Below are 23,165 nucleotides of genomic sequence, written 5' to 3' on the forward strand. Positions count from 1 at the left end.
CGGCCGACACACGGCCGCTGCCTTCGGTGGCCCCCTACGACCAGCTGCTACGACACCGCCGCCCAGGCGGTGCCCCTGCCACCGAGGGAGAAGCGACGTGAGTGCCCAACGCCATCACGGCCTGACCGAACAAGCCGCCGACACCGCCATCGACCAGGCATGCCGGATGCTGCGGCTGCCCACCATCCGGGGCCAGTTCCCCGACCTCGCCGAGGCCGCGAAGCGCGATCAGATGTCCTACAAGGGCTTCCTCGCCGAACTGCTGCTGGCCGAGTGTGACGACCGGGCCCGCCGCCGCTCGGAACGGCGGATCAAGGCCGCCGCGTTTCCGCGCGAGAAGTCACTGCGGGCGTTCGACTTCGACGCGAATCCCAACGTCGACGCCGCCGCGATCAACACCCTCGCGACCTGCGAGTGGGTCAGGAAGGGACAGCCGCTCTGTCTGATCGGCGACTCGGGCACCGGGAAATCGCATCTGCTGATCGCGCTGGGCACGGAGGCCGCGATGAAGGGCTACCGCGTCCGCTACACCCTCGCCACCAAACTGGTGAACGAACTCGTCGAGGCGGCCGACGAGCGGCTGCTGACCAAGACGATCGCCCGCTACGGACGTGTCGATCTCCTCTGTATTGACGAATTAGGCTACATGGAGCTTGATCGCAGGGGCGCCGAGCTGCTGTTCCAGGTCCTGACCGAGCGCGAGGAGAAGAACAGCGTCGCCATCGCCTCCAACGAGAGCTTCGGCGGCTGGACGAAGACGTTCAGTGATCCGAGGCTCTGCACGGCCATCGTCGACCGGCTCACCTTCGACGCGGCCATCATCGAGACCGGCACAGACTCCTACCGCCTCGCACAGACCCGGGCACGGGCCGGTGCGACAACTGGCTAAGCATCGACGACCCCGACACGTCCCACCAGCGTGGACACCCTCACGTGCTCGGTGAACCGCTCGTCCGCGGGGAGCGCTTGCCGGATACGTTCGGCGAAGACAGCGCGTTCGTCCGGCCCGGGCAACTGGTCGGCGGGAATTGCTGAGCAGACGCCGCCGAACAGCTGATCGAAGGTCAGTTCACCGCTGTATTCGACTACGATCTCCCGCACATCGACGAAGCCCGCGGACTCCAGCGCCTGCGCATACCTCAGCCGGTCGCGGCTGCTGGTGCCGCAGGACGCTTCCAGCGTGATTCCCAACCACTCTTCCAGACAGCCACACAGAGCTCGAGACCATGCACTGTCCTGCAGCCACAGCGGCGTTCCGTTCGAAATCACCGCGATACCTCCGCCTACGCGGAGCAGCGGCGACACAGCACGGAAGAGTTCTTCGTGCTGCATCCAGTGAAGAGCCTGTCCGATCACCGTCAGTGCCAGCGACCGCTCTCCCATCAGGGCTCCAAGCGCCGGAACGTCGGTGTCGGAGCCAAGGATCCAGGTCGCGTTCCTGATTCCCTGGTCGCCGGCTGCAACGCTGGCCAGCCGCAGCATGTCCGGCTCGGGGTCCACTCCCACCACGGAACGAACCCGGGAAGCGAAAGGAAGGGCAAGCTGGCCAGTGCCACACCCCAAGTCGAGTACGACGTCGGCTTCCGACAACTCGAAGACTTCCTGCAATGCGTCGAAAACCTCGGAGGGGTACCCGCGCCGGAACTCTGCGTAGTACTCGGCCACTGCGCCACTGAATCCCACAGTCATGTCTCCACCCTGCCGGGCATCCGCCACGCCGGGAACCTCTCGCACCCGATGATCGCTATCCGCTGAACCTGAGACAGAACCCGGACAACCTGAGGGCAGCGCATGCCTCCCCCAAGGTCACGTGCTGCCCAGCCATGTCTACGACGCCCCGGCGCTTCGCGCCGGGAGAATGCTCTCCGCGGTCTCCGGATGCCTTGCCAGAGCGTCCGAGTGACATCGAAACTCACCGATATTCCAAGCCTCGCGGGCCCTCGGAGGACATCCGAACTCATCGACAAACGACACTCGTTGAGAGCTATGCAGCCAGTCATACGTCTCCTCATCACCCCACGAGGCCTAGATGGCGTCCGGCATCATTACGTTGCCCTGGGTGTCGTCGGCGGCCGGCAGTACGCCGTCGGTGCTCGGCACGGTGGCGGGGCAACGTACGGTCGAGCGGTGGCTGCGTAGCTTGAGCTCGGTGCGCAGGGTGGGCCATGTTGCTCGGGTCCGGGTGTTCCTGTCTCGGTTTTTGGCGCTGCCGGAACGGATTGGGCGGCTTCATTGCCGCTTTCTGCGGTGCTTGGTCATGGGCCGGTGGTGGACGTGGTTTCGGGGTGGCCGGCCGGCCGTATGTGTCCCTGATCGCAGGGCAGGGGGTCTGCGGGTCGCGTCGCTGTACCCGGGGGGTCTGGCGTCCTGTGTCAAGGGGGGCTGCTGCTGTCGGGCGCAGGCGAAGCCGGGCCGGCCCGATGGCGCTCATGATCCGGGTGACGCGTTTGTGGTTGACCGTCTCGCCCTCCGTCGCGGAGTTCGGCGGTGGTCCTCGGGGCGCCGTAGGTGCGGTCCGGGGCCCGGTGGACGGTGTGTGTCCGGGCGGCGGGCCGTGCGGCGGCCGCCCGGCGGGCTGTCCCCAGCGACGCTGTCCGGCGCCGTAGCAGTATGTCGATGGGGTCAGGGGCAGGACATGGCACATGCTCGGCCAGGTGTCCGGCCGGCTCCCTGAGTGGGCGGTTCACAGTTCCTTTCCCGCGCGGCGGCTTCCCTGCTCGAGCTTCTCCGGTCACGGGATCCTGCCGTCCGGCAGGACCGCACGCTGGGACACGACGATCCGTCGTCCGGTCACGAAGGGCAATGGTGCGCGGAATCACCAGCACGCGGCCAGGGTGGCGCACCTCTTGCGCAATCACGTACCTGTCTGCGCCCGCGCTGTGCCGGGGGAATCTTGTGAACGCTCACGCTGCCTCGCCGGCCTGGGTTATACCTGTGCCGTGACTGTGCCGAGGGACGTAGACGAAGTACGCGACGAGTTGCGCGCTGTTCTCGATCGGTGCGAGGTGTGGCTTCGCGCCGCGTCGGCCGCTCCCGAGACTCCGGTGCAGTGGCCGCAGGAGGTCCTCGGCGACGCGGGCACGATGACTCGGCTGAGGACACGTGCGGCCTCGGCCCTCATCAACGTGGCGCTGCTGGGTGCTTTCTCGTCGGGCAAGAGCTTCCTTCTCAGTGGCCTGCAGGGCGGGCTTGAGCTGGTCGAGGTAGCGACCGCCGACGGTCACACGGCGGACAAGTTCGTGGGCCTGCTGCCTTCGTCTCCCGTTCCCACCACTGCGTGTCCCGCCAGTGTGGTCCCGGTGGAGGACCAGTCCAGCGTCGACGCCGGGGGCACCGGTTATCTGCGGGTGCGTTTCACGGATTCCGGTGAGGACGGGTGGGAGGAGGTGGGAAATTCCCCGGCGCCCTCTGTCGTTGCGGCGTATGCGATGCAGGAAGCGGACGTGACCGACCGGCTCAGGCCTCACCGCGGACGTGAGGTGGCCGAACTCGAGATCATGCTCGCCGGCGCCAAGCTTCCGGCGAAGCTCTACGACCTGCCCGGCTACGGTTCCCCGAATCCGGTCCATGACATGATCGTCCGGACGGCGATGGCCGACGCGGACTGCTTCATGTATGTGTCGCATGCCAGCCGCACCCTCTCGGAACGTGACCTTGATCTGATCCGGTTCCTGTACGACCACTACCTGTTGTCGGGCAAGCGGGTGGTGTGGGTGGTCACCGCCATCGACGCGGCAGCCAATCTCGACCTCCGGAACGTCCCGGAGTGGAAGGCGACGATCGCCCGCAACAACACATACCTGCGGGACAATTTCACGCTGGCGAACGGCCAGCCGGATCTCGGCTTCATCGGTGAAGGCTTCCTGCCCGTCTCCCCGGCCCTGGAAGCACGTGCGGACAAACTCAGCGGACAGGGAGCGGAGGCCGCAGCACAGCGGCAGCGTGCCGGAAGCCGCATGGAGACATTGCGCCAGGCGATCGAGGACCTGATCAGTACCGGGACCGGCGCCCGGCACATCGCTGCGGTGGCGGCGGAGGCCCGGACCCTGATGGCCCCGCGGCACCAGGCGCTTGCCGTGCGGCTGCGCGACGAACGCCTTGAGATCGACGAGCTCAAGGAGTTGCTGAAGAGTGAGCGGCAACGACTGGAGCTCCTCGATTCCGCATTGCCGCGCATGCGCGAGGATCTTGAGCGCAAACTCCACAACCGCATCGCGCGGACCGTTCGCCCCTTCACCCGGCTGCCCGCCCATCTCCACGCCGAGCTGGACGATGTCATCAGGGCCACGGACCTCAACAGGCCCACCAAGGCGAACCAGGTTCAGGTGTCGAAGGCCCAGACGCTGCGTACCTGGATCGAGGAACCTGCCGGTCCGGCGACGCTGTGGACCGAGGAGTTCGAGAACTTCAGGAAGGACCTGGTCCAGGCGGTGGACCAGGTCTTCGGCGACAAGGATCTCGCGGGACGGCTTCCGGACTTCACTCTTGACGTGAACAGCCTCTCGCTTCCCCAGCAGAGCCCGCGTTCGACCACCCGCCACGACGTGGTGCAGCGGGCAGCGGCGCTGGTCGGCATCGTCACACCCGTCGCAGCCAGCGGGGGCTGGCTGTACGGTCTGGCCGCGGCCGGCACACTCTTCCCGCCTGCCGGCCTGGTCGCCGGGGTCGCCGCTCTGGTCTTCCTCGGTGTTCAGCGCCGCAAGGGCCGGATCAGTTCCCTGCATGTCCTCCAGGACGAGTGGATCGGCGCGTTGGACACCGAAGCCGCCGCGATCAAGGAGCAGTTCATGCTGGCAACGGGTGTTCAGGGCACCGATGTCGTCGATCATCTGATGGACAATCTGGCGCAGTACCGGGAGCAGCTCGAACAGTCCCGCGACCGCATCAGCGAGCGCATCACGAACCCAGAAAACCAGGTCCGGCAGGAACTCATCGACCAGCTCGAACCGCTGTGCGCCGAAGCCGGCATCCTCGTCGAGTCCCTCCGGGCTTCGGAGTTCCTCTGACCCGGCTGCGGCATGCGCGTCGCGACGGAGCCCGGCCCGGGCCGAGTCCCGAGCAGGCGTCGCGAGCGCGCCCCAGGCTGCGCCCGTGATCTGTCATCTGTGGCATGGCCGGGCCACGGGAACAAGCGCCGACGCGTATGAGCGCGCATCGCCCCGGGGGGGCCCGGGGCGAAGAACGGCACATCCCCCGCGGCCGCCCGGGCCGTGCCCTGGGACCACGAAGAGCGGTCAGGCCACTTTGAGGTACTCGACCGCCGCCGGCAGTCACACCGAGCACATCCTGCGCACCGCTGCCCGGAGCGGGTCGGTCCCTGCAGAAGAGCCGCACCCGACCCCGTTGGCCTTTGGTCAGCGGCACCGCCCGCCCAGGCGGGCCACGCTGCGTTTCCTCCAGTGCACCGACTCAGGTCACGGGAGGCTGTCCAGGAGAGCCAGGCGGAGTCACTGCGGTGCCCGTGCCGACCAGGAGCCCGATGGTCCCCAGATCCAGCTGGGTGCCCTTCAGGAAGTACAGCACGGCCGGCGGGAGATACACGCCCGTGCCCAGCGATTCGACAGCCACCGCGGCCAGCAGAGACCGGCGCGTTCGCCTGCGGTAACGGCCGAGATCGAGGTCAACGGAGCTGGTGGGTGCACCGGAGCCGGCGTCGTCCTGGAGGACGAGTTGGGCGAGGAGCGGGTGCACCGGGCGCGCCGTGCTCTCGCGCCTGGCTGTTTCAGCGGCCACTCTGCGTAGTGGCCGCTGAAACAGTCAGAAGGGGCCGGACCTCGTCAGGGCTGGACCTCGTCGAAGAGGGCGAGGGCCTGTGAGGGGTCCGGGCTCACGAGGCGTTCCAGACCGGCTGTTGTGATGCTCGCCCACTTGCCGGCGCGTGCCCACATCTTTTCCTCGAAGGCGCGGACGGTCCTGTCCAGGTCCCCGGGCCCGGAACCGGGTCCGGGGGCGGCCGCGATGGACTCGGCGAGTTCGGCGCCGTCGAGCATCGCGAGGTTCGCGCCCGCTCCCAGCGGGGGCATGAGATGGGCGGCGTCGCCCAGGAGAGTCACCCCGGGAACGTGGGTCCAGGTGTGGGCCACGGGCAGGACGTACAGGGGGCGGGGGACGAAGGCCGTGCCGTGGCGCAGGAGGTCCAGGACGGGGGCCGCCCAGCCGTCGAACTGGGCCAGCAGACTTGAGCGCACGGCCTCGGTCTCGGCCTGCTTCCCGGCGCCGGTGGGGCTCAGGTCCCGGTCCGCGTGCTGGTCCCGGTCCGCGTGGCCGTCCGGGCCCGTGTGCCAGTCCAGGCCGGTGTGCCAGTCCGGGCCCGTGTGCCAGTCCTCCGGCCCGCGGAACCGGGCGTAGACCTTGACGTGGCCGCCGCTGCTGCGCTGGGCGACCAGTGCCCGGTTCACGCCGTAGACGGCCACGGAGCCGTCGCCGACCAGTCGGGCGAGGCCGGGGTGGCGGGTGTCGATGTCGTCCAGAGAGGTCTCGACCGTGGTGACGCCGGTGTACTGCGGTGTCGCGGTCGAGACCGCGGCACGGACCCGGGACCAGCCGCCGTCCGCGCCGATCACGAGGTCGTAGGATTCCTGCCGGCCGTCCGCGCAGTGGACCAGGACGCCGCCGGGGCTGTCGGGCACCACCTTCGTCACGGCCCGCCCCCACTGAACGTCCAAAGGGCCGAGCAACAGGTCACGGAGCTGCCCGCGGTCGATCTCGGGATTGGCCTGCTCGTCCGGGCGGGGACGCCAGTCACGCAGGACGGTCCCGTCCGTGTCCAGGATGCGCATGGCCTGCCCCTCGGGACGGGACAGGGCCCGGAACCTTGCGAGCAGCCCCGCCTTCTTGAGCGCCAGCTGGCCCAGCCCTTCGTGCAGGTCCAGCGTGCCGCCCGGGGGACGGGCGTCGCGGGAGGCATCGCGTTCGAGGACGGTGACGGGGTGGCCGTGACGGTGCATGACGCGGGCGAAGGCAAGCCCGGCGGGACCGCTCCCGACCACTGCAATACGGGGTCTCATGTTGATACACCGTATTGCTCGTCTACGATGCATCGCAACGGTACGGTGTCACCTATGACTGTGTGGGACCGGCCGGAGCCGCCGACTCACCCCGTGCCGCTCGACCGGGAGCGGATTGTCGCCGCCGCGATCGCGCTGGCCGACGAGGGCGGGCTGGAAGCGGTGTCGTTGCGCAAGGTGGCCGCCCGGCTGAACGCCGGCCCGATGCGGCTGTACAGGTACATCTCCACCAAGGAGGAGCTGTTCGACCTCATGATGGACGAGGTCCAGGCCGAGATTCTCCCCGAGGAGCAGCCCGGTGACTGGCGAGAGGCGCTGCGCATCCTCGCCCATCGCACCAGGCAGGCCGCTCTCCGTCACGAATGGCTGGCCGACCTGCTCGGCGGCCGCCCGGCCCTGGGCCCGAACAGCCTCGCCGTGACCGAGACCACGCTGGCCGCCCTCGACGACCTCACCGACATCGACACCGTCATGCGCGCCGTGGAGACTGTCAGCGCCTACTTCACTGGCGCGATCAGGCGCGAGATCGCAAACCTGCGGGCCGAGCGCGTCACGGGTCTGTCCAAGCAGGACTGGCGGCGCGCCCACGGCCCGCATGTGACAGGCATGTTGGCCACGGGCCGCTTCCCCGCGCTGGCCAAGGCGGTGTACGACGGCACGGACGTGGACGCCGAGACCGCCTTCGCGACCGGCCTGGACTGGGTCCTCGACGCCGTGGCCGTCAAACTCACCCGGCCGCCGGCGTGACGCTTGGCTCTTGCCCAGGCGTCGGTCGTGGGCGTGATGCCGGTGGTCATACGCGCACTGCGTGGCCGTGTTCTCGGCGACCGGGGCCGGGGTGCGGAGAAGGGCGGGTATACGGAGCACGGGCATGCCTCGGGGGTCGGGGCCCGTACGCGGAGCACGGTCCACGGTCGTCACTCCGCGCCAGAGTGCGAAGGTGCCGGCAGGTCTTCGGAGCCGGGTTCGTCCGCCGGGGCGTCTGCTTCGTTCGCTGGGGCGCGTTCGCGGCCTGCCTCGGCCTCGGCCTCACCCGCCTCTACCCGAAATCCGGGCACGGCGGCCGGCCCGAACGCGAGCAGGCCCATCAGCTGCACACCGACATCGACGGTCGTCCCGGGAAACGACCCGGGCTTCCTGTGGATCCCGAAGAAGCCCGGCCGCGAGCGCACCGGCGTCCAGCCGCCGACCCGGCCTGACCGGCCGCGGTACGCACCCTGCACTCCGCGCACCGCGCCCTCGCCCTCGCCCTCGCCCTCGCCCTGCGGGTTGATCGGGGTCCCCCTGCACCCCTGTGCCCTCCTTCCCCGCCGCCGGCCCGGCCGCCGTCCCCGCCACCGTCCCCGCCACCGGCCCGGCCACCGTCCCCGCCGCCGACGCTGCTGCGGCACCACCGTCCGCCGGCGGACCGACGGCGGGGAACCGTCGGCTACCGGCTCAGATGCCGGGTGAAGAACTGGGCCGCGGCGTCGCCCGCGAACTGCGGGACGCCGGTGTGCCCGCCCATGTTCGCCTGCAACGTCTTCTCCTTGGACCCGAACGCGTCGAACAGGTCCAGAGCGGCCCGCCGGTCATTGCCCTCGTCGTCCCACTGCAACAGGACGTGCAGCGGAATGGTGACCCGCCCAGCCTCCTCGAACATGGCGCGAGGCACGAAACTGCCGGCGAACAAAACGGCCGCCGAGATACGCGGCTCGACCACCGCCAGCCGGACCCCGATGGAGATCACGCCCCCCGAGTATCCGACCGGGCCGCCGACCTCGGGCAGCGCAAGGAGGGCATCCAGGGCGGCCTGCCATTCCGGGACCGCCTTGTCGACCAGCGGAAGCATGAGGGCGTCGACGATCTCGCCGCCGACCGGCCCGCCGGCCTCCAACGCCCGGCGCAAGTCGGCGCGGGCCTGCTCGGCGGCCGGCCAACGGGGCCTCTCACCGCTTCCGGGAAGCTCGACGGTGGCCGTGGCGAAGCCCTCCGCCGCGCAGTGCCGGGCCCGGGCCACCAGCCGCGGGTACACCAAACGCAGCCCCATCGGAGGGTGGCCGAGCAGGACCAGCGGCACCGGTGCGGACACGGACGCCGACGCGGGCGTCCACAGAATGCCGGGGATCTCACCGAGGGTGAATTCACGTTCGAGGACGCCGTCTTCAAGGCGCTGCTCGGAAATGACATGCATGGTCGTGCCTTTCGGGAGTGCACTGCAACGGCGCTCCCGGACGACCTGCTGTCTATCGCCCGACCGTGACCCCGCAGAGGAGCACCCATGTCGATACTGCGTCCACGGCTACCACCCCCTCGTTCCCTCACACGGCCTGAGAAAGCTAACAGTGGACACCGTGTTCCGCCAACGGGATTTCACACAGACCCCGCACACCGGCCACGACCCGAGCCGGTGTCCTCACTACCCGGCAGCCAAAACGCTCCCGGCTTCGGCGAAGACACCCCGGATCCCCTCCTCACCCAGACGACATACCCTGGGGCAGGTACTCGGCGTCGGCTCGGGCATGACCTGCCGGCCGCGTCTTGCGGCCTGGAACGAGGCCGGCGCCCGGGACCAGTTGCACGTACTGTGCTGGAGAAGCTCCGGTCGAAAAACCAGCTGGACTGGGAACAGGCAGTGATCGACTCCTCACTCGTGCGGGCCGCCCGACGGGACCCAAACACGGGCCCGGCCCGGTCGACCGCACACGGCCGGGCAGCACGCACCACCCCGTCGTCGGACAGGGCATCCCGCTCGCGGTGTCGCTGCCCGGCAAAAACCGCGGGCGACGTCACCCGGCTCGAACCACCGCTCGACAAGATCCCGCCGTCGCCGGCCAGGCCGGCAGACCCCGCCGACGCCCCGACACACTGCCGGCCGACCGCGGCCACGACCACGACAAGTACCGCCGCCTGCACATCCACTGGAACAACACGACGGCATCCACGAAACATTCCTCGGACCGGCCGTCTGCCTGATCACGCACGCACGCGAGTTACCGAGCAGCCCCGATCGACCGACTTGACCGGCAATCCCAGATCGTGGTTGCCGACGAGATCACTCCGTTATGGGCAGGCACTCGGCGAGCAGGTCGACGACGTCCCGCCAAGCTCGCTGCGCGTGCTGAGGGTGAAAACCGACCCCAGGACGCACGATGTGGTCGACCGGTGGGTGATGGAAGGCGTGCAAGGCGCCGCCGTAGACCACGAGGCGCCAGTCAACGCCCGCAGCCTGCATCTCGGCAGTGAATGCGTCCCGTTGCGCGGGCGGCACGATCGGGTCCTGCGACCCGACCCCGGCCCACACCGGGCAGTGGATGCGCGCCGTCTCGCCCGGCCGGCCCGTGGTCAGTCCGTTGACTGTCGCGATCGCGCGCAGGTCGACGCCGTCGCGCCCGAGTTCCAGCGCGATTGCGCCCCCGGTGCCGTAGCCGACGGCGGCGATCCGGTCCGGGTCGGTCCGCGGCTCGGCGCGGAGCACATCGAGCGCCGCGTGGCCGATACCTCGCATCCGGTCGGGGTCGGCGAGCAGCGGCATGCAACGGGCCAGCATCTCCTCGGGATCGCTCACATAGCGCCCGCCGTGGAGGTCGAAGGCCAGAGCCACGTATCCCAGCTCGGCCAGCGCATCGGCCCGGCGGCGCTCGACGTCACTGAGCCCCACCCCCTCGGGCCCGACCAGGACCACGGGCCGGCGGTCGACACCGGCCGGCAGCGCGAGATGCCCGGTCATCGTCAGACCGTCGGCCGCGTATTCGATCGTGCGCGTTGCAACCGTCTTCATGAGCCTGGACTGTAGCGATCGTCGAGCCCGGTCGGGCCAGTGTTCTGCCGCCGGCAGAAGACAGGTCTCTGGCGTCACCCGGAACCACCTTGTCAGCGGTTCAGCCCAGAACCTGTGAACAACCGCCGTCCGCCCGAAAGAACGGGCGCACCGAACGCCGCTGCTCACAGACAGGGTTGGTCCACAGACCCCAGGTCGTCGCGACCGGCAACGCCTCCTGCCCCGACATGCTGTTCGGCCGCGAGGGACACCCCACCCCGCCGGGGCAGGCATTCACCGATTACGGGACCCCGATGCGCCGGAGGCTGACAAGGACAAGAGCGGCCGGAAGTGAGCCAGGGGCACCCGAAGGCCGTCGACGCTGTTGTCCGTGAAGGGGCATGGAGTCTCCCCTCCATAAGATGAACCCGACTCCGGAAACGGTACACACAAACAGAACCAGACTCACCTTATGGAGACCGTGGACACGATCGCGGGGCGTTCATCGCGGCCGGAGGCTCAGGAACCAGCCACGCTTGTGGGCACGGTCCAGCCGGGAGTGCAGGTGAGCCGGCGTGCGTGGAGTCTGGCCGAGGTCACGGCGCTGCTGCGGGACCTGCGGGCCGCTGCTCCCGCGCCGGGTGAGCACTCGGCACTGCGGCTTCTCTCACACCGCATCGACTTCGTGGTCGATTTGACCGACCGCAGGCTGGCAGCGGGCGACGTGAACGACCCGGCTGGCTCGAAGGTGCTTCGGCAGGCGCGAGCGGCAGCTCTGGAACTTGCCGGCAACGGGCCTGTGGGACTCGTGCACGGTGATCTCCATCCGGCCAACGTGCTGTCTGGTCCGGGCGCCCGCATGGTGGCGATTGATCCGAGGCCGACGTGGGGCGACCCGGACTTCGACGCCGTGGACTGGGTGCTTGAAGGAGTTGCGGGCCCAGCCGTGCTGGAGCAGAGGATCGAGGAGCCGGCGGCGCTGGTTCCTGGCATGTCTCCTCGCCGTGTGCTGGGTTGGTGCCGAGCCCTGGCCGCCCTCATCGCGGTCCCCCGCAGGTGTGCGGGGCGGGACGACGCAGAGACTCGGTTCCTCATGGCTCTGGCCGACAGCCGGCGGTGTTCGTACGCAGCTGTCAGGCGGGCTGCTCGGCGGGCGCCGGCGCGGGGGCCTTGCGGGCCGTATGGGACTTGCCGGCCTCGTTGGCCTCGTTGGCCTTGCTGGTCTCGCGGAGGAAGAGCAGGCCGGTGATCGCGATCAGCGCCGAGGTCAGGCCGTGGATGGCGAACGCGGCGGCGACGGAGCCGTGGTGGGCCAGGACGTCGATCATGTCGCCGAACGGGGCGACGGCCTCCATCAGCAGGACCAGGCCCAGGGCGCGGCGGTGGCCCGTCACCAGCAGGATGCCGATGACCAGGCCCATCGCGAATTCGCGGATGCCCTTCATGGTGAGGAAGCCGCCGCCGTCGCCGTCGGGCCAGTTCGGCAGGCCGACGCCCGGAGTGGACGTCTGGGGGGTCAGGATGAAGGACAGCCCGAGGTAGAGGACGAACAGGGTGACGGCGGTGGCCAGGACGGTGTTGACGTTCTTCAGCGACATGGTGCCTCTCCTTTGACGTTCAGCCTGGGGTGGGGGCAGGGTGCGGCGACGCACACGGCTGGGGCGGCCGCCGTCGGTCTCACGAGCCGGCGCCGCCCGGGGTGAGGATTTCCATGAGGTGTCCGTCGGGGTCGTGGAAGTAGGTGCCCCTGCGGCCTGCTATGCGCTCGCTGTGATAGATCTGCCCGTCATCTCGGCATGCGGGGTCGGCGTAGTGGGTGAGTCCGCCGTGCTGGATGCGGGCGAGGGCGGCGTCGAACTCCTGCTCGCTGACCAGGAACGCGTAGTGGTGCGGCTCGAAGTCGTCCAGCCGGTCGTAGTCCAGGCTGACCTGGTTGGCCAGCGTGAGCGGCGTGAAGTGCGCCAGCGGCGGATCGACGCCCAGGCCGAGGATCCCGGCCAGGAACCGCGCCGAGGCTTGCGGGTCACGGGCGGGGACGATGGTGTGATTCAGTTCCACGGCCACAGGGACTCCTTGTCGGGGGCGGGGGCTACGCGCGGTGGGTCGGCCGGCGGTCCCGGCGGTCCGTCGACATGGTCCGGACGCGGCCGCCGTGTCATGCGTCGATCTGCTCGAAGATGTGCGGGTACGACACGATGTCGTCGGGGAACTCGGCAGCCATGCGCTGGAACTCCGGGCTGCCGAACGCCGTGGCGAGCGCCTCGGTCGATTCCCAGACCGCGACGTTCATCAGGAGCCGGCTGTCCGCCGTTCCCTTGTGCATCTGCAGGGAGACGAATCCCGGCTGGGCCTTCATGAACTCGGCCTGCCTCCCGAAGAGGGCCAGGAACGCTTCCGTCCTCTCCTTCGGGACGACGAAGGTGTTGGCCAGGACGACGGGCCCGGTCTTCTCCTCGAACTGCGCGAACATCGGCGTCTGCGGGTCGAGACTCTGCAGCTCGGCCATCTTCGGTACTTCCTCTCGCTGTCGGTCGGTGGGTGTCGCCGAGACCCGCGGGCTCAGGCGAGGGCGGCGACCAGGAGGGTGAAGGCGGCGACGATGACGGCGACGCGGACGTAGTGGTAGCGGTCCCAGCGGTTCATCTGCTCCTTCCAGTCCTCGGGCCGGTTCTCGGGGGTCCACGTCCTGCCCCGGTTGTTGATCGGGACGAGCAGCAGGACCGACATGATCACGCTGACGAGCAGCAGCGCTCCGGCGGTGACGACGAGGCCGGTGCCGGGGTCGTGCCATCCGGCGATGGCCCAGGCCGCGACGAGGACGAGCGAGCCGATGTACCAGACCGGCATCACGGCACCGAGCATCCGGCCCCCGTGGGCGCGGCCGAGTTGGCCGCTGTCCTCGGGGAGTGCGTTGAAGATCCGGTTCATGACGAAGGCGACGGAGAACTCCACCCCCACCATCAGGCCGACGGCCACGGTGGTGACGACCTGAAGTGCGTTGAGCATGACGACCCTCTTCACATCTAGTGCTGCTAGCTGATGTGGCAACGCTAACCCTACTGCCGCTTGATTGTCTAGCGGTGCTAGGATCGAATCATGTCGGTACAGGAACGCAAGGAGCGCGAACGGGCGGGCCGCGAGCGTCTCATCGTGGCCACGGCCCGAGAACTCGCCGAGCAGCAGGGCTGGGGCGCGGTCACCACCCGCCGGCTCGCCGAGCGCATCGAGTACAGCCAGCCCGTTCTCTACAGCCACTTCCGAGGCAAGCGCGAGATCATCGGCGCCGTCGCGCTGGAGGGCGCCGCCGAAATGGCCGCGGCGGTGCGGGCCGCGACCTCGGCCGCGGACGGCCCGCGCGAGCGGGTCGCCGCCCTCGCCCGCGCCTACCTGGACTTCGCCGAGCGCAACCCGGCGGTCTACGACGCCTTGTTCCAGCTCGACGGCGGCCTGGCATACGCGCAGGAGGACACCCCCCAGCCGCTCAAAGACGCCTTCGCCGCGCTGCTGGAGACACTCGGCGAGGTCGCCGGGGACGGCGTCCACCCGGCACTGTTCACCGAGACGTTCTGGGCGTCCCTGCACGGACTGGCCACCCTGACCCGGGCACGACGGCTGCTGCCGGAGGAAACCGAGCAGAGGCTGGAACTGCTGGTGGACCGCCTCGCCGTGCTCTGACGCACAGAGCACGGCAGCGTTGGATGCCTCGGCGACCCGCCCCTACTCGGCGGACGCCACAACGCTGTTCGCGCAGACACACACGTCGGCCCGGACCGCGTGGTCCGGGCCCACACCGCAACTTCTCTTCCCTGCTCTGCCCCCAGCCCGGGCCGGGCCCGGAAGCAGGCCAGTCCATGACATGCGCGGGCGCCGGTCTCGTTGTCGGCGGAGGCGTCCGCGGCCGGACCCAACGGGCTCTTCGACTCCTGCTGTCCGCTGCCGAGGAGGCCGTCGACCGGCCCAGGAAGCACAGAAGGGTAGAGAACCTGTCCGGGGATGCACGGTCCGCGGCCGTCGTGGACCGGAGCGCCCATGCTGACGTCCCACGCCGTAGAGGCCGGACGGCCGTGCTGCGCCCCCGCCTGTTTCACCAGGCGGGGGCGGTTCTTGCCGCGCTAGTCGTGGTTGTCCGCCGCTTCCAGGGTGAGGGGGTGCGTGGCCAGCGGGGTCACCTTGATGTCCGCGTGGGGGCGGATGGGCAGTGAGGCCAGCACCTGCTCGAGTGCGTCCGCGTCGGTTGCCGACCAGATGCCGACGTTGCCGCGCTGGCCGGGCAGCCGCCAGATGTGCTTGAGCACGCCGGTGGCCATGAGTTCGTGTGCGTGTGCGTGTTCACGCTTGACGACCTCGTCGCGTTCTTCGGCAGGCAGTTCGTAGACGCGGGAGCCGTCGAGGTGGATCATGAAATCCATGGGACCAGTCCTCCTTGGGTGAGTTGTTCCGGTGCCGTCCGTCAGCGTGTGTGCGGTCCGTCGGGGTGGGCGGGGACCGGGTCGGTGCCGGCCTTGCCCGGTGGGGGTTGCGGCGCGTTCATGTGCTGGTGGCCGGCGGGCAGGTAGCGGATGACGCCCAGCGTCGTGGCCACCAGGACCGCGGCCCCGATGACGAGGCTGATGCGCATGCCGGTCATGAAGTGGGCCGAGTCGGCGATCAGTGCGCCCAGCAGGGCCACGCCGATGGCGCCGCCGAACTGGCGGGCCGCGCTGAGGACTCCGGAGGCCAGGCCCGCCCGCTCGTGCGGGACGGATTCCAGCATGGCCGTCGTCAGGGGCGGTACCGCCAGGCCGCCGCCGATGCCCAGCGGAACGAGCAGCAGCAGGAGCAGGGGGGTGGGAGTGTCCTCGGTGACGAGGAGCAGTCCGAGGATGCCCAGTGTCTGGATGACCTGGCCGGTGACCAGGGGGAAGCGCGGTCCGTGGCGGTTGGTGAGCTTGCCCGCCAGCAGGTTGACCAGGGTGGTGAAGGCGGTCATCGGGATGAACATGAGGCCCGCCATCAGGGCCGAGGCGCCGCGGTGCTCCTGGAAGAAGATCGTGAAGACGAAGACCAGTCCGTAGTAGCCCAGGTTGAGGGCCAGGCCCGCGCTGGTGCACACGGCCACCGCGGGGTTGCGGAACATGGTCAGCGGTACCGCCGGGTTGCTCTGGCGGGACTCGGTGGCGAGGAAGGCGGCGGCGGCGATGACCGCGACCGCGAAACCGGCGATGGTGACCGGGTTCGTCCAGCCGTCGGAGCCCGCGTTGATCACGGCGAAGACCAGGGCCGCGAGGGCCAGGACGGCCGTGATCTGGCCTGCCGGGTCCATCGGAGCCTGTCCGCGCGGGGACCGTGGTGCCCGGAGCATGCCGACGAGGGCGACGATGCCGACGGGGATGTTGATGAAGAAGATCCAGCGCCAGCCCAGCCCGGTCGTGAGGGCTCCGCCGACGACCGGGCCCGCGGCGACGGCCACCCCACCGCCCGCCGTCCACCAGGCGATACCGCGGGCGCGCAGCGACGGGTCGTCGTAGGCCTGGCGGACCAGGGCGAGCGAGGCCGGCATCATCACGGCCGCGCCTGCCCCCTGCATCGCCCGGGCGACGACGAGGACGTCGAGGCTGGGGGCGAGTCCGCACAGTGCGGAGGTCAGGGTGAAGACGGACAAACCGATCGTGAAGGCCCGGCTCGCGCCGATGCGGTCCGAGATCGCACCCGCCGACAGCAGCAGTGCGGCGAAGAGCAGGGTGTACGCCGTCACGACCCACTGCAGTGCCGAGACCTGGCCGTCCCACTGCGCGCCGATGCTCGGGAGCGCCACGTTCACCACCGTCGTGTCCAGCGTGATCACGAAGAACGCCAGACAGGCGACGAGGACGGTGGCGTTGGGGCTCAGCGTCGGGCGGGCGTCGGCCGCCGTGGCCCCGGGGGGCGAGCCGGCGGCAGGTCGCCCGCTCACAGTGTCCTTTCGAAGTGGGCCCTCGCCGAGTCCAGGGCCCGGGCGACCGTCGGTTCCTGGTCGTAGAAGTCGAACTGGGTGCCCGTGGTCCACCGCAGTTCCTTGGGCGCCGTCAGCGCCTCGTGGAAGCGGCGGGCGCCGTCCGGGACGGCGGCGTCCGGGCTGTGCAGCATGAAGGTGGGTGCCGTGCACCGGGGGGCGACCGCGATGGGGTCGAAGGTCAGCCACTCCGGCCAGCTCATGACGGCGAACCGGTTGCCCCACTGCGGGACGGCTCCCCGGTCGGCGTTCAGGTAGTAGTCGAAGGGGCCGTACATGGCGGCCCGTTCGTCGGTGTCGCTGGCTGCCGGGATGTAGTCGACCTCGCCCGCCGTCTCGTACTTCGCCCGGGCCGCCTCGCCCAGGGTCATCCGCTCCCGGATGCCGTCGGGGCCGCCGTAGATGTCCTGGACCAGGGCCCGGTCGTGCAGCCAGGGGGCGACCATGGCGACGGAGCGGATCTCCGGGTCGCGTGATCCGGCGACCGCGATGTACCCGGCGCCGGCGCAGATGCCCAGCGCACCGATCCGGGCCGGGTCCACTTCGGGCCGGGTCTTGAGGTACTCGACGGCGCTGCCGATGTCCGCGATCTTGCGCTCCGGCGATTCGAAGTCCCGCGGATCGCCCTTGGACGTCCCGTAGCCGCGGAAGTCGAAGGCGAGCGCGGTCAGGCCCCGCCGGGCGAGTCCGGCGGCGTAGCGGCCCGCCATCTGTTCCTTGACCGTGAGCCAGGAGCCGGCCACGAGTACGGCGGGAGAGGCCTCTCCTGCGGGCTGCGACGCCGGCAGGTAGAGGTCGCCGCGCAGTTCGACCCCCTCGCTGGGGAGCGCCACCCCCTCGACACGCACATCACCGTTGGGGTCCATGGGTCTCCCTTCCTGGTCCTGCCAGCGCTCGCTGCGCTCCGCGATGGATGATAACCAAGACGATTGACTGCCTGTCAAGTCGAGAGTCATATTCTGTTGATCGGAAGTGACCTACTTGTTGACACCCCGTCCGTTGCGGAGTCACTCTCGACCCGGTCACCGAACAAGGAGTCGACTATGACGCAGGGTCAGCTCGCCCCGCCGCGTGACGCGCAGGCAGTGGGGCGCCATTTTCTGGACCAGATCGGCGGCGGGCGGCTCGAAGCCGCGTTCGCCTGCCTGGCCGACGACGTCGTGATGGAGATGCCGTTCGCCCCACCGGGCAGCCCGACCCGGCTGGAAGGGGCCGACGCGCTGCGCAGCCTGTACACGGGGGTCGTGGGCGCGGCACTGTCGGTCGAACTGCCGGTGAGCGCCACATGGCCCTTCGCCGACCCCGAGTGGGCGCTGGTCGAGTACACGGGTCGGATCGTCCAGCCCGGCGGCCACGAGTACACGAACGTCTACCACGGCCTGTTCCGGGTCGTGGACGGGAAGATCAAGCTCTTCAGGGAGCTCTACGACACCTACCGGTTCGCCGAGCAGGTGCCCCTCGAAACCCGCCGGGCGATGTTCCCGACGACCGACGAGGGGTGAGCGAGGTGTCCGAGTCCGCCACCCGTGCCCTCGGTGTCGGAGTGCCCCTGTCGGGAGCGTGGGCGACACCCGCCACCCAGGTGCGGGTCGCCCAGCAGGCCGAGGCGCTCGGCTACCAGTCCCTGTGGACCTTCACCCGTCTGCTCTTTCCCATGCAGAGCGACGACGCCGAGTGGTCGTCCGACTTCCAGCCGGCCTTCCACCACGGTGTGGCGGAACCGCTCATCACGCTCGGCTATCTGGCCGGCCGCACGGAGCGGATACGGCTGGGCATATCCGTGCTCAACGCGCCGTTCTTCGCCCCCGCGGTCCTGGCCAAGCAGCTCATCCAGCTCGACCGGGTGTCGGCCGGGCGGCTCGACACCGGCCTTGCCCAGGGCTGGTCCGAGGAGGAGTTCCGGGCCGTCGGCCTGCCCATGGAACGGCGAGTGGCCCGCACTCTGGAATACGTCGAGGTGCTGCGGCGGATGTGGGAGCAGGACCAGACGGAATTCCAGGGCGAGTTCACCGAGCTGCCCCGCACCCTGGTCCGCCCTCGCCCCGTCCAACCGCGCTTCCCCCTGCTGTTGGGCGGCTCCACCGAGAAGGCCTGGACGCGCGCGGGGCGCCTGGCGCAGGGCTGGGTCAGTCCGGGTTTCGTCACCGTGGCGGAGGTCGCCGAGGCCGCGTCCGGAGTGCGCGCGGCCGCGGAACGGGCCGGGCGCTCCCCCGACGGGCTGCGCATCGTCGTGCGGGCCACCGTCTTCCTCGGCCCCGCGCTCGGTTCCGGGCGTGCCCCCTTCAACGGTTCGATCGCCCAGATCCGGTCGGACATCGAGCAGATGCACGATGTCGGAGCCACCGAAGTCTTCCTCGACTTCAACTTCGATCCGCGGATCGTCGGTCCCGACGCGGACCCCGCCGACTCCCTCGGCCGGGTCGGGGAGGCGCTGGGTGAACTGGCTCCCGCCGCGCTCCCCGCCGCGCGGTGAAGCGTGTACGGCGTACCCCAGGAGACTTGGAGGCACCATGATCGATGCGATTTCGCGGCTCGTCGCGGGCTGCCGGCCCGACGGCACCTCGGTGGTCGAGGCGAACGGGACGGTCGCCCCGGTGACCGTGGGCGCGCTGCCCGGCGTCGAGTTCTACCAGGTCTGGGGGCAAAACGACACTCCGTCGACAGGCGACGGCGGCACCGAAGCGGCCTTCGTTCCCTACTTCCCCGGGGCCGACGGGACCCGCTTCGTGATACTGCGCTGGCCCCCGGAGACCGGGCAGAGCCCGGAAGGTGATCCCGACGCGCTCTCCGCCGAGGTCGAGCAGGTCTTCCCCGGACTGCTCCAGGCCCTGGCACCGGACGAGGAGGGCCACCACGCGACGGACACCGTGGACATGTCGATCGTCCTCGAGGGCGAGCTCTGGCTCCAGCTGGAGGACGGCTCCGAGTCCCGGCTGACGCCCGGCAGCTGCGTCGTCCTGCGCGGCAACCGGCACTCCTGGTCCAATCGAAGCGCCGAGCCCGCCGTCATGGCCAGTGTCTTCGTCGGCGCGAAGGACGGCTTCTCCAAGGCCGGCTGACCCGGCAGCGCCCGGCCGCGTGATCAGACGGCGGCCTCCTGGGCGGTGCCGGGGGCTCCCGCCCGGTCGGTGGGGGCGGACAGGCCGGGCAGGCCCGCGTCGTTGAGGGCCTGCTGGTACGCGGCGGTCGCCTCGGCCACGTACCCGTGCTGCTGCCAGATGTCCGCGATCCGGCGCCACACTGCGGCCGACGAGCGGGCCGGGGGCAGTTGGCGAAGCTGCTCCGCCGCGGCCCGCAGCGTCTCCTGTGCCTGCCCGCTCCCGCCCGCCGTGAACTGGGCCTGGGCCAGCACGGCACGAGCCTCGACCGACTCCGGGCGCGGCTCGTCGCGCAACAGCGCCAGCGCCCTGGAAGCGTGCTCCTCGGCCTCGGCGGCCAGGTCCAGCCGCAGGCACGCCAGCGCGAGACCGGTCTGCGCCGACGCCTGTTCGACCGGCGTTCCGACGTCCACGAGCCGGGCGTGCGACTGCTCGAGCAGTTGACGGGCCCGCTCGGGGTGGCCGGGGTCGGAGCGGAGCAGCAGCCTCCCGTAGACACCGCTGAGCAGGGCGTGGTGACGTACGTGGTCGCTCTCGGCCAGCAGTGCGCGTGCCCGGTCCGCCAGGGCGAGGGCCTCGTCGGTGCGGCCCTGGGACTGCGCCACGAGAGCGGCGTTCCAGTAGGTCTCCCGTTGCGCCGTCCGGCCGCCGTGGTCGTCGGCGACCCGGAGCAGACGGTCGGCCAGGAGGCGGGCCTTGGCCAGGTCGCCACGGGCCCGGTAGCAGCCGACCAGAACGGCTCCCAGCTGGATGTGGTCGTCCGTGGCCTCCAGTCCGAGCCGGTCGAGCCGGCGCAGGGCGCGCTCACCGATCTCGACGCTGAGGACCTGGTCGCCCAGAGCCTGGTGGCAGCGGCAGAGCGCCGTGGCCAGACGGCTCCACTCCGCCGAGCCGGCAACGCACTCGGGGTCCTCGTACAGCAGGGTGAAGGCCTGGACGGCGGCCTCGAGGCGGCCGAGCCGCTCCAGGGCGAGCGCCTGGCCCAGGCGTGCCAGGCGCACGGTGGCCGCGGGCAGGACGGGCGCGGACGCGAGGGCCTCGCTGAATGCCTGCAGTGCCTCCCCATGGGCACCGTTGTGCAGGGAGAGGTCGGCGAACGCCGTCTTGAGCTCCAGCTCGCGTGTACGCGTGTCGTCCTGGCCCGTGAGCAGGTAGCCGGTGGTGCAGCCGAGGCGCTCGGCGAGGAGCGCCACGACCGCCGCCGAGGGGGTCCGCTTGCCGGACTCGATCAGCGAGATGTAGCTCACCGAGACGTCGTCGCTGGCGAGGTCCTGCTGCTTGAGACCACGAGCACGGCGGAGTTCCCGTAGCCGTCGGCCGGTGCCTTCACCGTCTTCGGCGGTGCTGTCCACTGTGTCTCCTCACGGCCTGCTGGTGTGCTGTCGACGGGACGGGTGAGATTTTACAGGAAGTTTGACAACTGTCGCTATCTGCCGTGAAGGAAGTCACTTCGAAGTCACTTCACTTCTGCCGCCGTCGTGACTTCAGGTTGTACAACGTCTCTTCTCGCAGCCTCCCTCGGGCCTTGGTTAAGGTCACGCGGAGTGACGGCGGTACACCGCATGACAGGAGTGGGCCATGTTCCGACCGACGCGGCGTGCGGCCTTCTTCGACCTCACCCATCCGCAGTGCCCGGTGGACGAGGACCCGGCCCTTCGGTACGCGCTCGCGGACCACCGGGCCGAGGGGGACCTCGTCGTCCTGGTCGTGGACGCCCACCGGCGGTTGCCGCAGCGGCTGCCCCCCGAGGGCACCCTGCTGCGGCTGCCTCCGTCCGCCGCCCGCGACATGGACAAGTGCACGGTGGTCGTCGAGACGATGACCCGCCTGTGCATCGACCCGGCCAGCTGTTTCGGCTACGGGGACCTGTGCACCGGGACAGGGCTGCTCAGCGTCGTCGGCAACCCGCGCGTCATCCCCTGCAACGCCGACGGCGCAAGGCTTGCCCAGGAACGGGGCTGGCCCGTCCTCGTGCCCTCTTCCGCCGCGTAGGTGTCGGGCGGCCGGCCTCGCCCGCCCGCCCGCCCGGAGAACTCGCCGAAGCCCGCAAACGTCCACGGATTCCAGGAAGTCGCCATGCATGCGCAGCAGCCCGCTGATCCGGCCCGCATACGCGTCGATCTGCTCACCAAGGAGTTCCCTCCACAGACCTACGGAGGTGCCGGCGTCCACGTCGCGGAACTCGCCGGGGAACTGCGCGCGCTGGTCGATCTGGAGGTGCGCTGCTTCGGTGCCCCGCGCGACGCCCGAAACGTGACCGCCTACCCGGAACCCGAACTGCCGCAGGGGCGGAACCCCGCCCTGCGCACCCTCGGCGTGAACGTCGAGATGGCCGCGGCATGCGCGGACGCGGATCTGGTCCACAGCCACACCTGGTACGCCAACGGGGCCGGCCGGCTCGCGCAGGTGCTGTACGGCATCCCCCATGTCGCCACGACCCACAGCCTCGAGCCGCTGCGCCCCTGGAAGGCCGAACAACTGGGCGGCGGATACGCGCTGTCGTCCCTGGTGGAGCGTTCGGCGCTGGAGAGCGCGGACGCGCTGATCGCCGTGTCGCACGGCATGCGCCAGGACATCCTCCGCGTCTACCCCGAGGTGGACCCGGACCGGGTGCACGTGGTGCACAACGGCATCGACACCCGGGGGTACCGCCCCGACCACGGCACCGCGGCGCTCGAACGGCACGGGGTGGATCCCGACCGGCCCATCGTGCTGTTCGTCGGCCGCGTCACCCGGCAGAAGGGGCTGTCCCAACTGCTGCGCGCGGCATTCGGGTTGGACCCCCGCGCCCAGCTCGTGCTGTGCTGCGGGCAGCCGGACACCCCCGAGATCGGTGCCGAGACCGCGGCACTGGTCGACGAGCTGCGCCGGGTGCGGGACGGGGTCGTACGGATCGACGGGATGCTCGACCGGACCTCGCTGCTGCAGTTCCTCACCCATGCGTCCGTGTTCGTCTGCCCGTCCCTGTACGAGCCGATGGGCATCGTGAACCTGGAGGCAATGGCCTGCGGCACGGCCGTCGTCGCCACTGCGACGGGCGGGATCCCGGAGGTCGTGGCGGACGGCGAGACGGGGCTTCTGGTACCGATCGAGCAGGAGCAGGACGGCAGTGGCACCCCCCTGGACCCCCGACGGTTCACCTCCGACCTCGCGGCCGCGGTGAACCGGCTCCTCGCCGACCCCGACCATGCCGCCCGGCTCGGCGCGGCCGGCCTCGCACGGGCTCGGAAGGAGTTCGGCTGGGACGTGGCGGCGGAGCGGGCACACGCCGTCTACCGCTCGGTGCTGCATCGGCGACCGCGGGGCTCCCGTGGCCCGACCTCATGATGTGTGCGGGATTCCGTTGACCC

Annotated in this window: 23 protein-coding genes; 10 read left to right on the top strand and 13 right to left on the bottom strand. The window is 70.1% G+C overall.

What is annotated here, in order from left to right; translation table 11 throughout:
* Positions 1 to 97 precede the first annotated feature (97 nt).
* Complete coding sequence (gene istB, locus ACGH7X_RS39385; protein WP_399896661.1) at positions 98 to 889, top strand: IS21-like element helper ATPase IstB; 792 nt, start codon at positions 98 to 100, stop codon at positions 887 to 889.
* Here istB and ACGH7X_RS39390 read toward each other — a convergent pair.
* Entirely contained in the window at positions 886 to 1,665 is a 780-nt protein-coding gene (locus tag ACGH7X_RS39390; RefSeq protein WP_399895418.1) for a class I SAM-dependent methyltransferase, read from the bottom strand. The genes istB and ACGH7X_RS39390 overlap by 4 nt on opposite strands.
* A gap of 977 nt (positions 1,666 to 2,642) precedes the next feature.
* Between ACGH7X_RS39390 and ACGH7X_RS39395 the strand changes: the two genes are divergently transcribed.
* Entirely contained in the window at positions 2,643 to 5,006 is a 2,364-nt protein-coding gene (locus ACGH7X_RS39395; protein WP_399879944.1) for a dynamin family protein, read from the top strand.
* A 403-nt stretch (positions 5,007 to 5,409) separates the two neighbouring features.
* On the opposite strand, the gene ACGH7X_RS39400 is transcribed toward ACGH7X_RS39395, so the two are convergent.
* Positions 5,410 to 5,733, bottom strand: coding sequence for a hypothetical protein (locus ACGH7X_RS39400; RefSeq protein ID WP_399879947.1), 324 nt, complete (start codon positions 5,731 to 5,733; stop codon positions 5,410 to 5,412).
* Between the two features lie 44 nt (positions 5,734 to 5,777).
* Positions 5,778 to 7,007 carry an FAD-dependent oxidoreductase gene (locus ACGH7X_RS39405; RefSeq protein WP_399879949.1) on the bottom strand — a complete coding sequence of 410 codons (1,230 nt, stop codon included), beginning with the start codon at positions 7,005 to 7,007 and terminating at the stop codon, positions 5,778 to 5,780.
* Positions 7,008 to 7,061: 54 nt separating this feature from the next.
* Between ACGH7X_RS39405 and ACGH7X_RS39410 the strand changes: the two genes are divergently transcribed.
* The gene (locus ACGH7X_RS39410; RefSeq protein ID WP_399895421.1) at positions 7,062 to 7,754 is read left to right on the top strand and encodes a TetR/AcrR family transcriptional regulator; all 693 of its coding nucleotides are present in this window, start codon (positions 7,062 to 7,064) and stop codon (positions 7,752 to 7,754) included.
* Between the two features lie 682 nt (positions 7,755 to 8,436).
* On the opposite strand, the gene ACGH7X_RS39415 is transcribed toward ACGH7X_RS39410, so the two are convergent.
* Both ACGH7X_RS39415 and ACGH7X_RS39420 read right to left on the bottom strand, forming a co-directional pair.
* The gene (locus tag ACGH7X_RS39415; protein WP_399895424.1) at positions 8,437 to 9,180 is read right to left on the bottom strand and encodes an alpha/beta hydrolase; all 744 of its coding nucleotides are present in this window, start codon (positions 9,178 to 9,180) and stop codon (positions 8,437 to 8,439) included.
* Between the two features lie 861 nt (positions 9,181 to 10,041).
* On the bottom strand, positions 10,042 to 10,767 hold the full coding sequence (locus ACGH7X_RS39420; protein WP_399895427.1) for a dienelactone hydrolase family protein: 726 nt from the start codon (positions 10,765 to 10,767) through the stop codon (positions 10,042 to 10,044).
* 451 nt (positions 10,768 to 11,218) lie between these two features.
* On the opposite strand from ACGH7X_RS39420, the gene ACGH7X_RS39425 reads away from it, so the two are divergent.
* Positions 11,219 to 11,995: an aminoglycoside phosphotransferase family protein gene (locus tag ACGH7X_RS39425; protein ID WP_399895430.1), complete on the top strand. Its 777-nt coding sequence runs from the start codon at positions 11,219 to 11,221 to the stop codon at positions 11,993 to 11,995.
* Here the strand turns inward: ACGH7X_RS39425 and ACGH7X_RS39430 are convergent.
* From ACGH7X_RS39430 to ACGH7X_RS39445, 4 genes are all read right to left on the bottom strand, one after another.
* Complete coding sequence (locus tag ACGH7X_RS39430) at positions 11,880 to 12,344, bottom strand: DUF4267 domain-containing protein (RefSeq protein ID WP_399895433.1); 465 nt, start codon at positions 12,342 to 12,344, stop codon at positions 11,880 to 11,882. The genes ACGH7X_RS39425 and ACGH7X_RS39430 overlap by 116 nt on opposite strands.
* 79 nt (positions 12,345 to 12,423) lie before the next feature.
* On the bottom strand, positions 12,424 to 12,810 hold the full coding sequence (locus ACGH7X_RS39435) for a VOC family protein (RefSeq protein WP_399895436.1): 387 nt from the start codon (positions 12,808 to 12,810) through the stop codon (positions 12,424 to 12,426).
* A 91-nt stretch (positions 12,811 to 12,901) separates the two neighbouring features.
* Positions 12,902 to 13,252, bottom strand: a complete 351-nt coding sequence (locus tag ACGH7X_RS39440) for an antibiotic biosynthesis monooxygenase family protein (RefSeq protein ID WP_399895439.1) — start codon at positions 13,250 to 13,252, stop codon at positions 12,902 to 12,904.
* 53 nt (positions 13,253 to 13,305) lie between these two features.
* Entirely contained in the window at positions 13,306 to 13,752 is a 447-nt protein-coding gene (locus ACGH7X_RS39445) for an anthrone oxygenase family protein (RefSeq protein WP_399895442.1), read from the bottom strand.
* A 90-nt stretch (positions 13,753 to 13,842) separates the two neighbouring features.
* Here ACGH7X_RS39445 and ACGH7X_RS39450 point away from each other — a divergent pair, with 90 nt between their 5' ends.
* Positions 13,843 to 14,421 carry a TetR/AcrR family transcriptional regulator gene (locus ACGH7X_RS39450; RefSeq protein ID WP_399895445.1) on the top strand — a complete coding sequence of 193 codons (579 nt, stop codon included), beginning with the start codon at positions 13,843 to 13,845 and terminating at the stop codon, positions 14,419 to 14,421.
* A gap of 437 nt (positions 14,422 to 14,858) precedes the next feature.
* Here ACGH7X_RS39450 and ACGH7X_RS39455 read toward each other — a convergent pair whose 3' ends face one another.
* The 3 genes from ACGH7X_RS39455 to ACGH7X_RS39465 are packed head-to-tail and all read right to left on the bottom strand — an operon-like array spanning position 14,859 to position 17,583.
* Positions 14,859 to 15,155: a muconolactone Delta-isomerase family protein gene (locus ACGH7X_RS39455; RefSeq protein WP_399895448.1), complete on the bottom strand. Its 297-nt coding sequence runs from the start codon at positions 15,153 to 15,155 to the stop codon at positions 14,859 to 14,861.
* Positions 15,156 to 15,196: 41 nt separating this feature from the next.
* Positions 15,197 to 16,678 carry an MFS transporter gene (locus tag ACGH7X_RS39460; protein WP_399895451.1) on the bottom strand — a complete coding sequence of 494 codons (1,482 nt, stop codon included), beginning with the start codon at positions 16,676 to 16,678 and terminating at the stop codon, positions 15,197 to 15,199.
* Complete coding sequence (locus ACGH7X_RS39465) at positions 16,675 to 17,583, bottom strand: alpha/beta hydrolase (RefSeq protein WP_399895454.1); 909 nt, start codon at positions 17,581 to 17,583, stop codon at positions 16,675 to 16,677. Before ACGH7X_RS39465 ends, ACGH7X_RS39460 begins: the two co-directional genes overlap by 4 nt.
* Positions 17,584 to 17,760: 177 nt before the next feature.
* Between ACGH7X_RS39465 and ACGH7X_RS39470 the strand changes: the two genes are divergently transcribed.
* The 3 genes from ACGH7X_RS39470 to ACGH7X_RS39480 are packed head-to-tail and all read left to right on the top strand — an operon-like array spanning position 17,761 to position 19,776.
* Positions 17,761 to 18,219, top strand: a complete 459-nt coding sequence (locus ACGH7X_RS39470) for a nuclear transport factor 2 family protein (protein WP_328661996.1) — start codon at positions 17,761 to 17,763, stop codon at positions 18,217 to 18,219.
* Positions 18,216 to 19,190: a TIGR03619 family F420-dependent LLM class oxidoreductase gene (locus ACGH7X_RS39475; RefSeq protein WP_399895459.1), complete on the top strand. Its 975-nt coding sequence runs from the start codon at positions 18,216 to 18,218 to the stop codon at positions 19,188 to 19,190. The genes ACGH7X_RS39470 and ACGH7X_RS39475 overlap by 4 nt, the downstream gene beginning before the upstream one ends.
* Before the next feature lie 37 nt (positions 19,191 to 19,227).
* Positions 19,228 to 19,776 carry a cupin domain-containing protein gene (locus ACGH7X_RS39480; protein ID WP_399895462.1) on the top strand — a complete coding sequence of 183 codons (549 nt, stop codon included), beginning with the start codon at positions 19,228 to 19,230 and terminating at the stop codon, positions 19,774 to 19,776.
* A gap of 23 nt (positions 19,777 to 19,799) precedes the next feature.
* Here the strand turns inward: ACGH7X_RS39480 and ACGH7X_RS39485 are convergent, their stop codons facing one another.
* Positions 19,800 to 21,167, bottom strand: a complete 1,368-nt coding sequence (locus ACGH7X_RS39485; RefSeq protein ID WP_399895465.1) for a helix-turn-helix domain-containing protein — start codon at positions 21,165 to 21,167, stop codon at positions 19,800 to 19,802.
* Between the two features lie 226 nt (positions 21,168 to 21,393).
* Between ACGH7X_RS39485 and ACGH7X_RS39490 the strand changes: the two genes are divergently transcribed.
* Both ACGH7X_RS39490 and glgA read left to right on the top strand, forming a co-directional pair.
* Positions 21,394 to 21,807, top strand: a complete 414-nt coding sequence (locus tag ACGH7X_RS39490) for a hypothetical protein (RefSeq protein ID WP_399895468.1) — start codon at positions 21,394 to 21,396, stop codon at positions 21,805 to 21,807.
* Between the two features lie 84 nt (positions 21,808 to 21,891).
* Entirely contained in the window at positions 21,892 to 23,142 is a 1,251-nt protein-coding gene (gene glgA / locus ACGH7X_RS39495) for a glycogen synthase (protein ID WP_399895471.1), read from the top strand.
* Positions 23,143 to 23,165: the final 23 nt, after the last annotated feature.

It is taken from the genome of Streptomyces sp. BBFR51, assembly GCF_044591655.1.
Lineage (GTDB): Bacteria > Actinomycetota > Actinomycetes > Streptomycetales > Streptomycetaceae > Streptomyces.

What these genes read in the sequence shown, in the direction of transcription:
- ACGH7X_RS39395 (WP_399879944.1), top strand. Translation starts at nt 2,643, where the DNA reads ATGCTCGGCCAGGTGTCCGGCCGGCTCCCTGAGTGGGCGGTTCACAGT.
- ACGH7X_RS39405 (WP_399879949.1), bottom strand. Translation starts at nt 7,007, where the DNA reads ATGAGACCCCGTATTGCAGTGGTCGGGAGCGGTCCCGCCGGGCTTGCC.
- ACGH7X_RS39410 (WP_399895421.1), top strand. Translation starts at nt 7,062, where the DNA reads ATGACTGTGTGGGACCGGCCGGAGCCGCCGACTCACCCCGTGCCGCTC.
- ACGH7X_RS39415 (WP_399895424.1), bottom strand. Translation starts at nt 9,180, where the DNA reads ATGCATGTCATTTCCGAGCAGCGCCTTGAAGACGGCGTCCTCGAACGT.
- ACGH7X_RS39420 (WP_399895427.1), bottom strand. Translation starts at nt 10,767, where the DNA reads ATGAAGACGGTTGCAACGCGCACGATCGAATACGCGGCCGACGGTCTG.
- ACGH7X_RS39425 (WP_399895430.1), top strand. Translation starts at nt 11,219, where the DNA reads ATGGAGACCGTGGACACGATCGCGGGGCGTTCATCGCGGCCGGAGGCT.
- ACGH7X_RS39430 (WP_399895433.1), bottom strand. Translation starts at nt 12,344, where the DNA reads ATGTCGCTGAAGAACGTCAACACCGTCCTGGCCACCGCCGTCACCCTG.
- ACGH7X_RS39440 (WP_399895439.1), bottom strand. Translation starts at nt 13,252, where the DNA reads ATGGCCGAGCTGCAGAGTCTCGACCCGCAGACGCCGATGTTCGCGCAG.
- ACGH7X_RS39445 (WP_399895442.1), bottom strand. Translation starts at nt 13,752, where the DNA reads ATGCTCAACGCACTTCAGGTCGTCACCACCGTGGCCGTCGGCCTGATG.
- ACGH7X_RS39450 (WP_399895445.1), top strand. Translation starts at nt 13,843, where the DNA reads ATGTCGGTACAGGAACGCAAGGAGCGCGAACGGGCGGGCCGCGAGCGT.
- ACGH7X_RS39455 (WP_399895448.1), bottom strand. Translation starts at nt 15,155, where the DNA reads ATGGATTTCATGATCCACCTCGACGGCTCCCGCGTCTACGAACTGCCT.
- ACGH7X_RS39465 (WP_399895454.1), bottom strand. Translation starts at nt 17,583, where the DNA reads ATGGACCCCAACGGTGATGTGCGTGTCGAGGGGGTGGCGCTCCCCAGC.
- ACGH7X_RS39470 (WP_328661996.1), top strand. Translation starts at nt 17,761, where the DNA reads ATGACGCAGGGTCAGCTCGCCCCGCCGCGTGACGCGCAGGCAGTGGGG.
- ACGH7X_RS39480 (WP_399895462.1), top strand. Translation starts at nt 19,228, where the DNA reads ATGATCGATGCGATTTCGCGGCTCGTCGCGGGCTGCCGGCCCGACGGC.
- ACGH7X_RS39490 (WP_399895468.1), top strand. Translation starts at nt 21,394, where the DNA reads ATGTTCCGACCGACGCGGCGTGCGGCCTTCTTCGACCTCACCCATCCG.
- glgA (WP_399895471.1), top strand. Translation starts at nt 21,892, where the DNA reads ATGCATGCGCAGCAGCCCGCTGATCCGGCCCGCATACGCGTCGATCTG.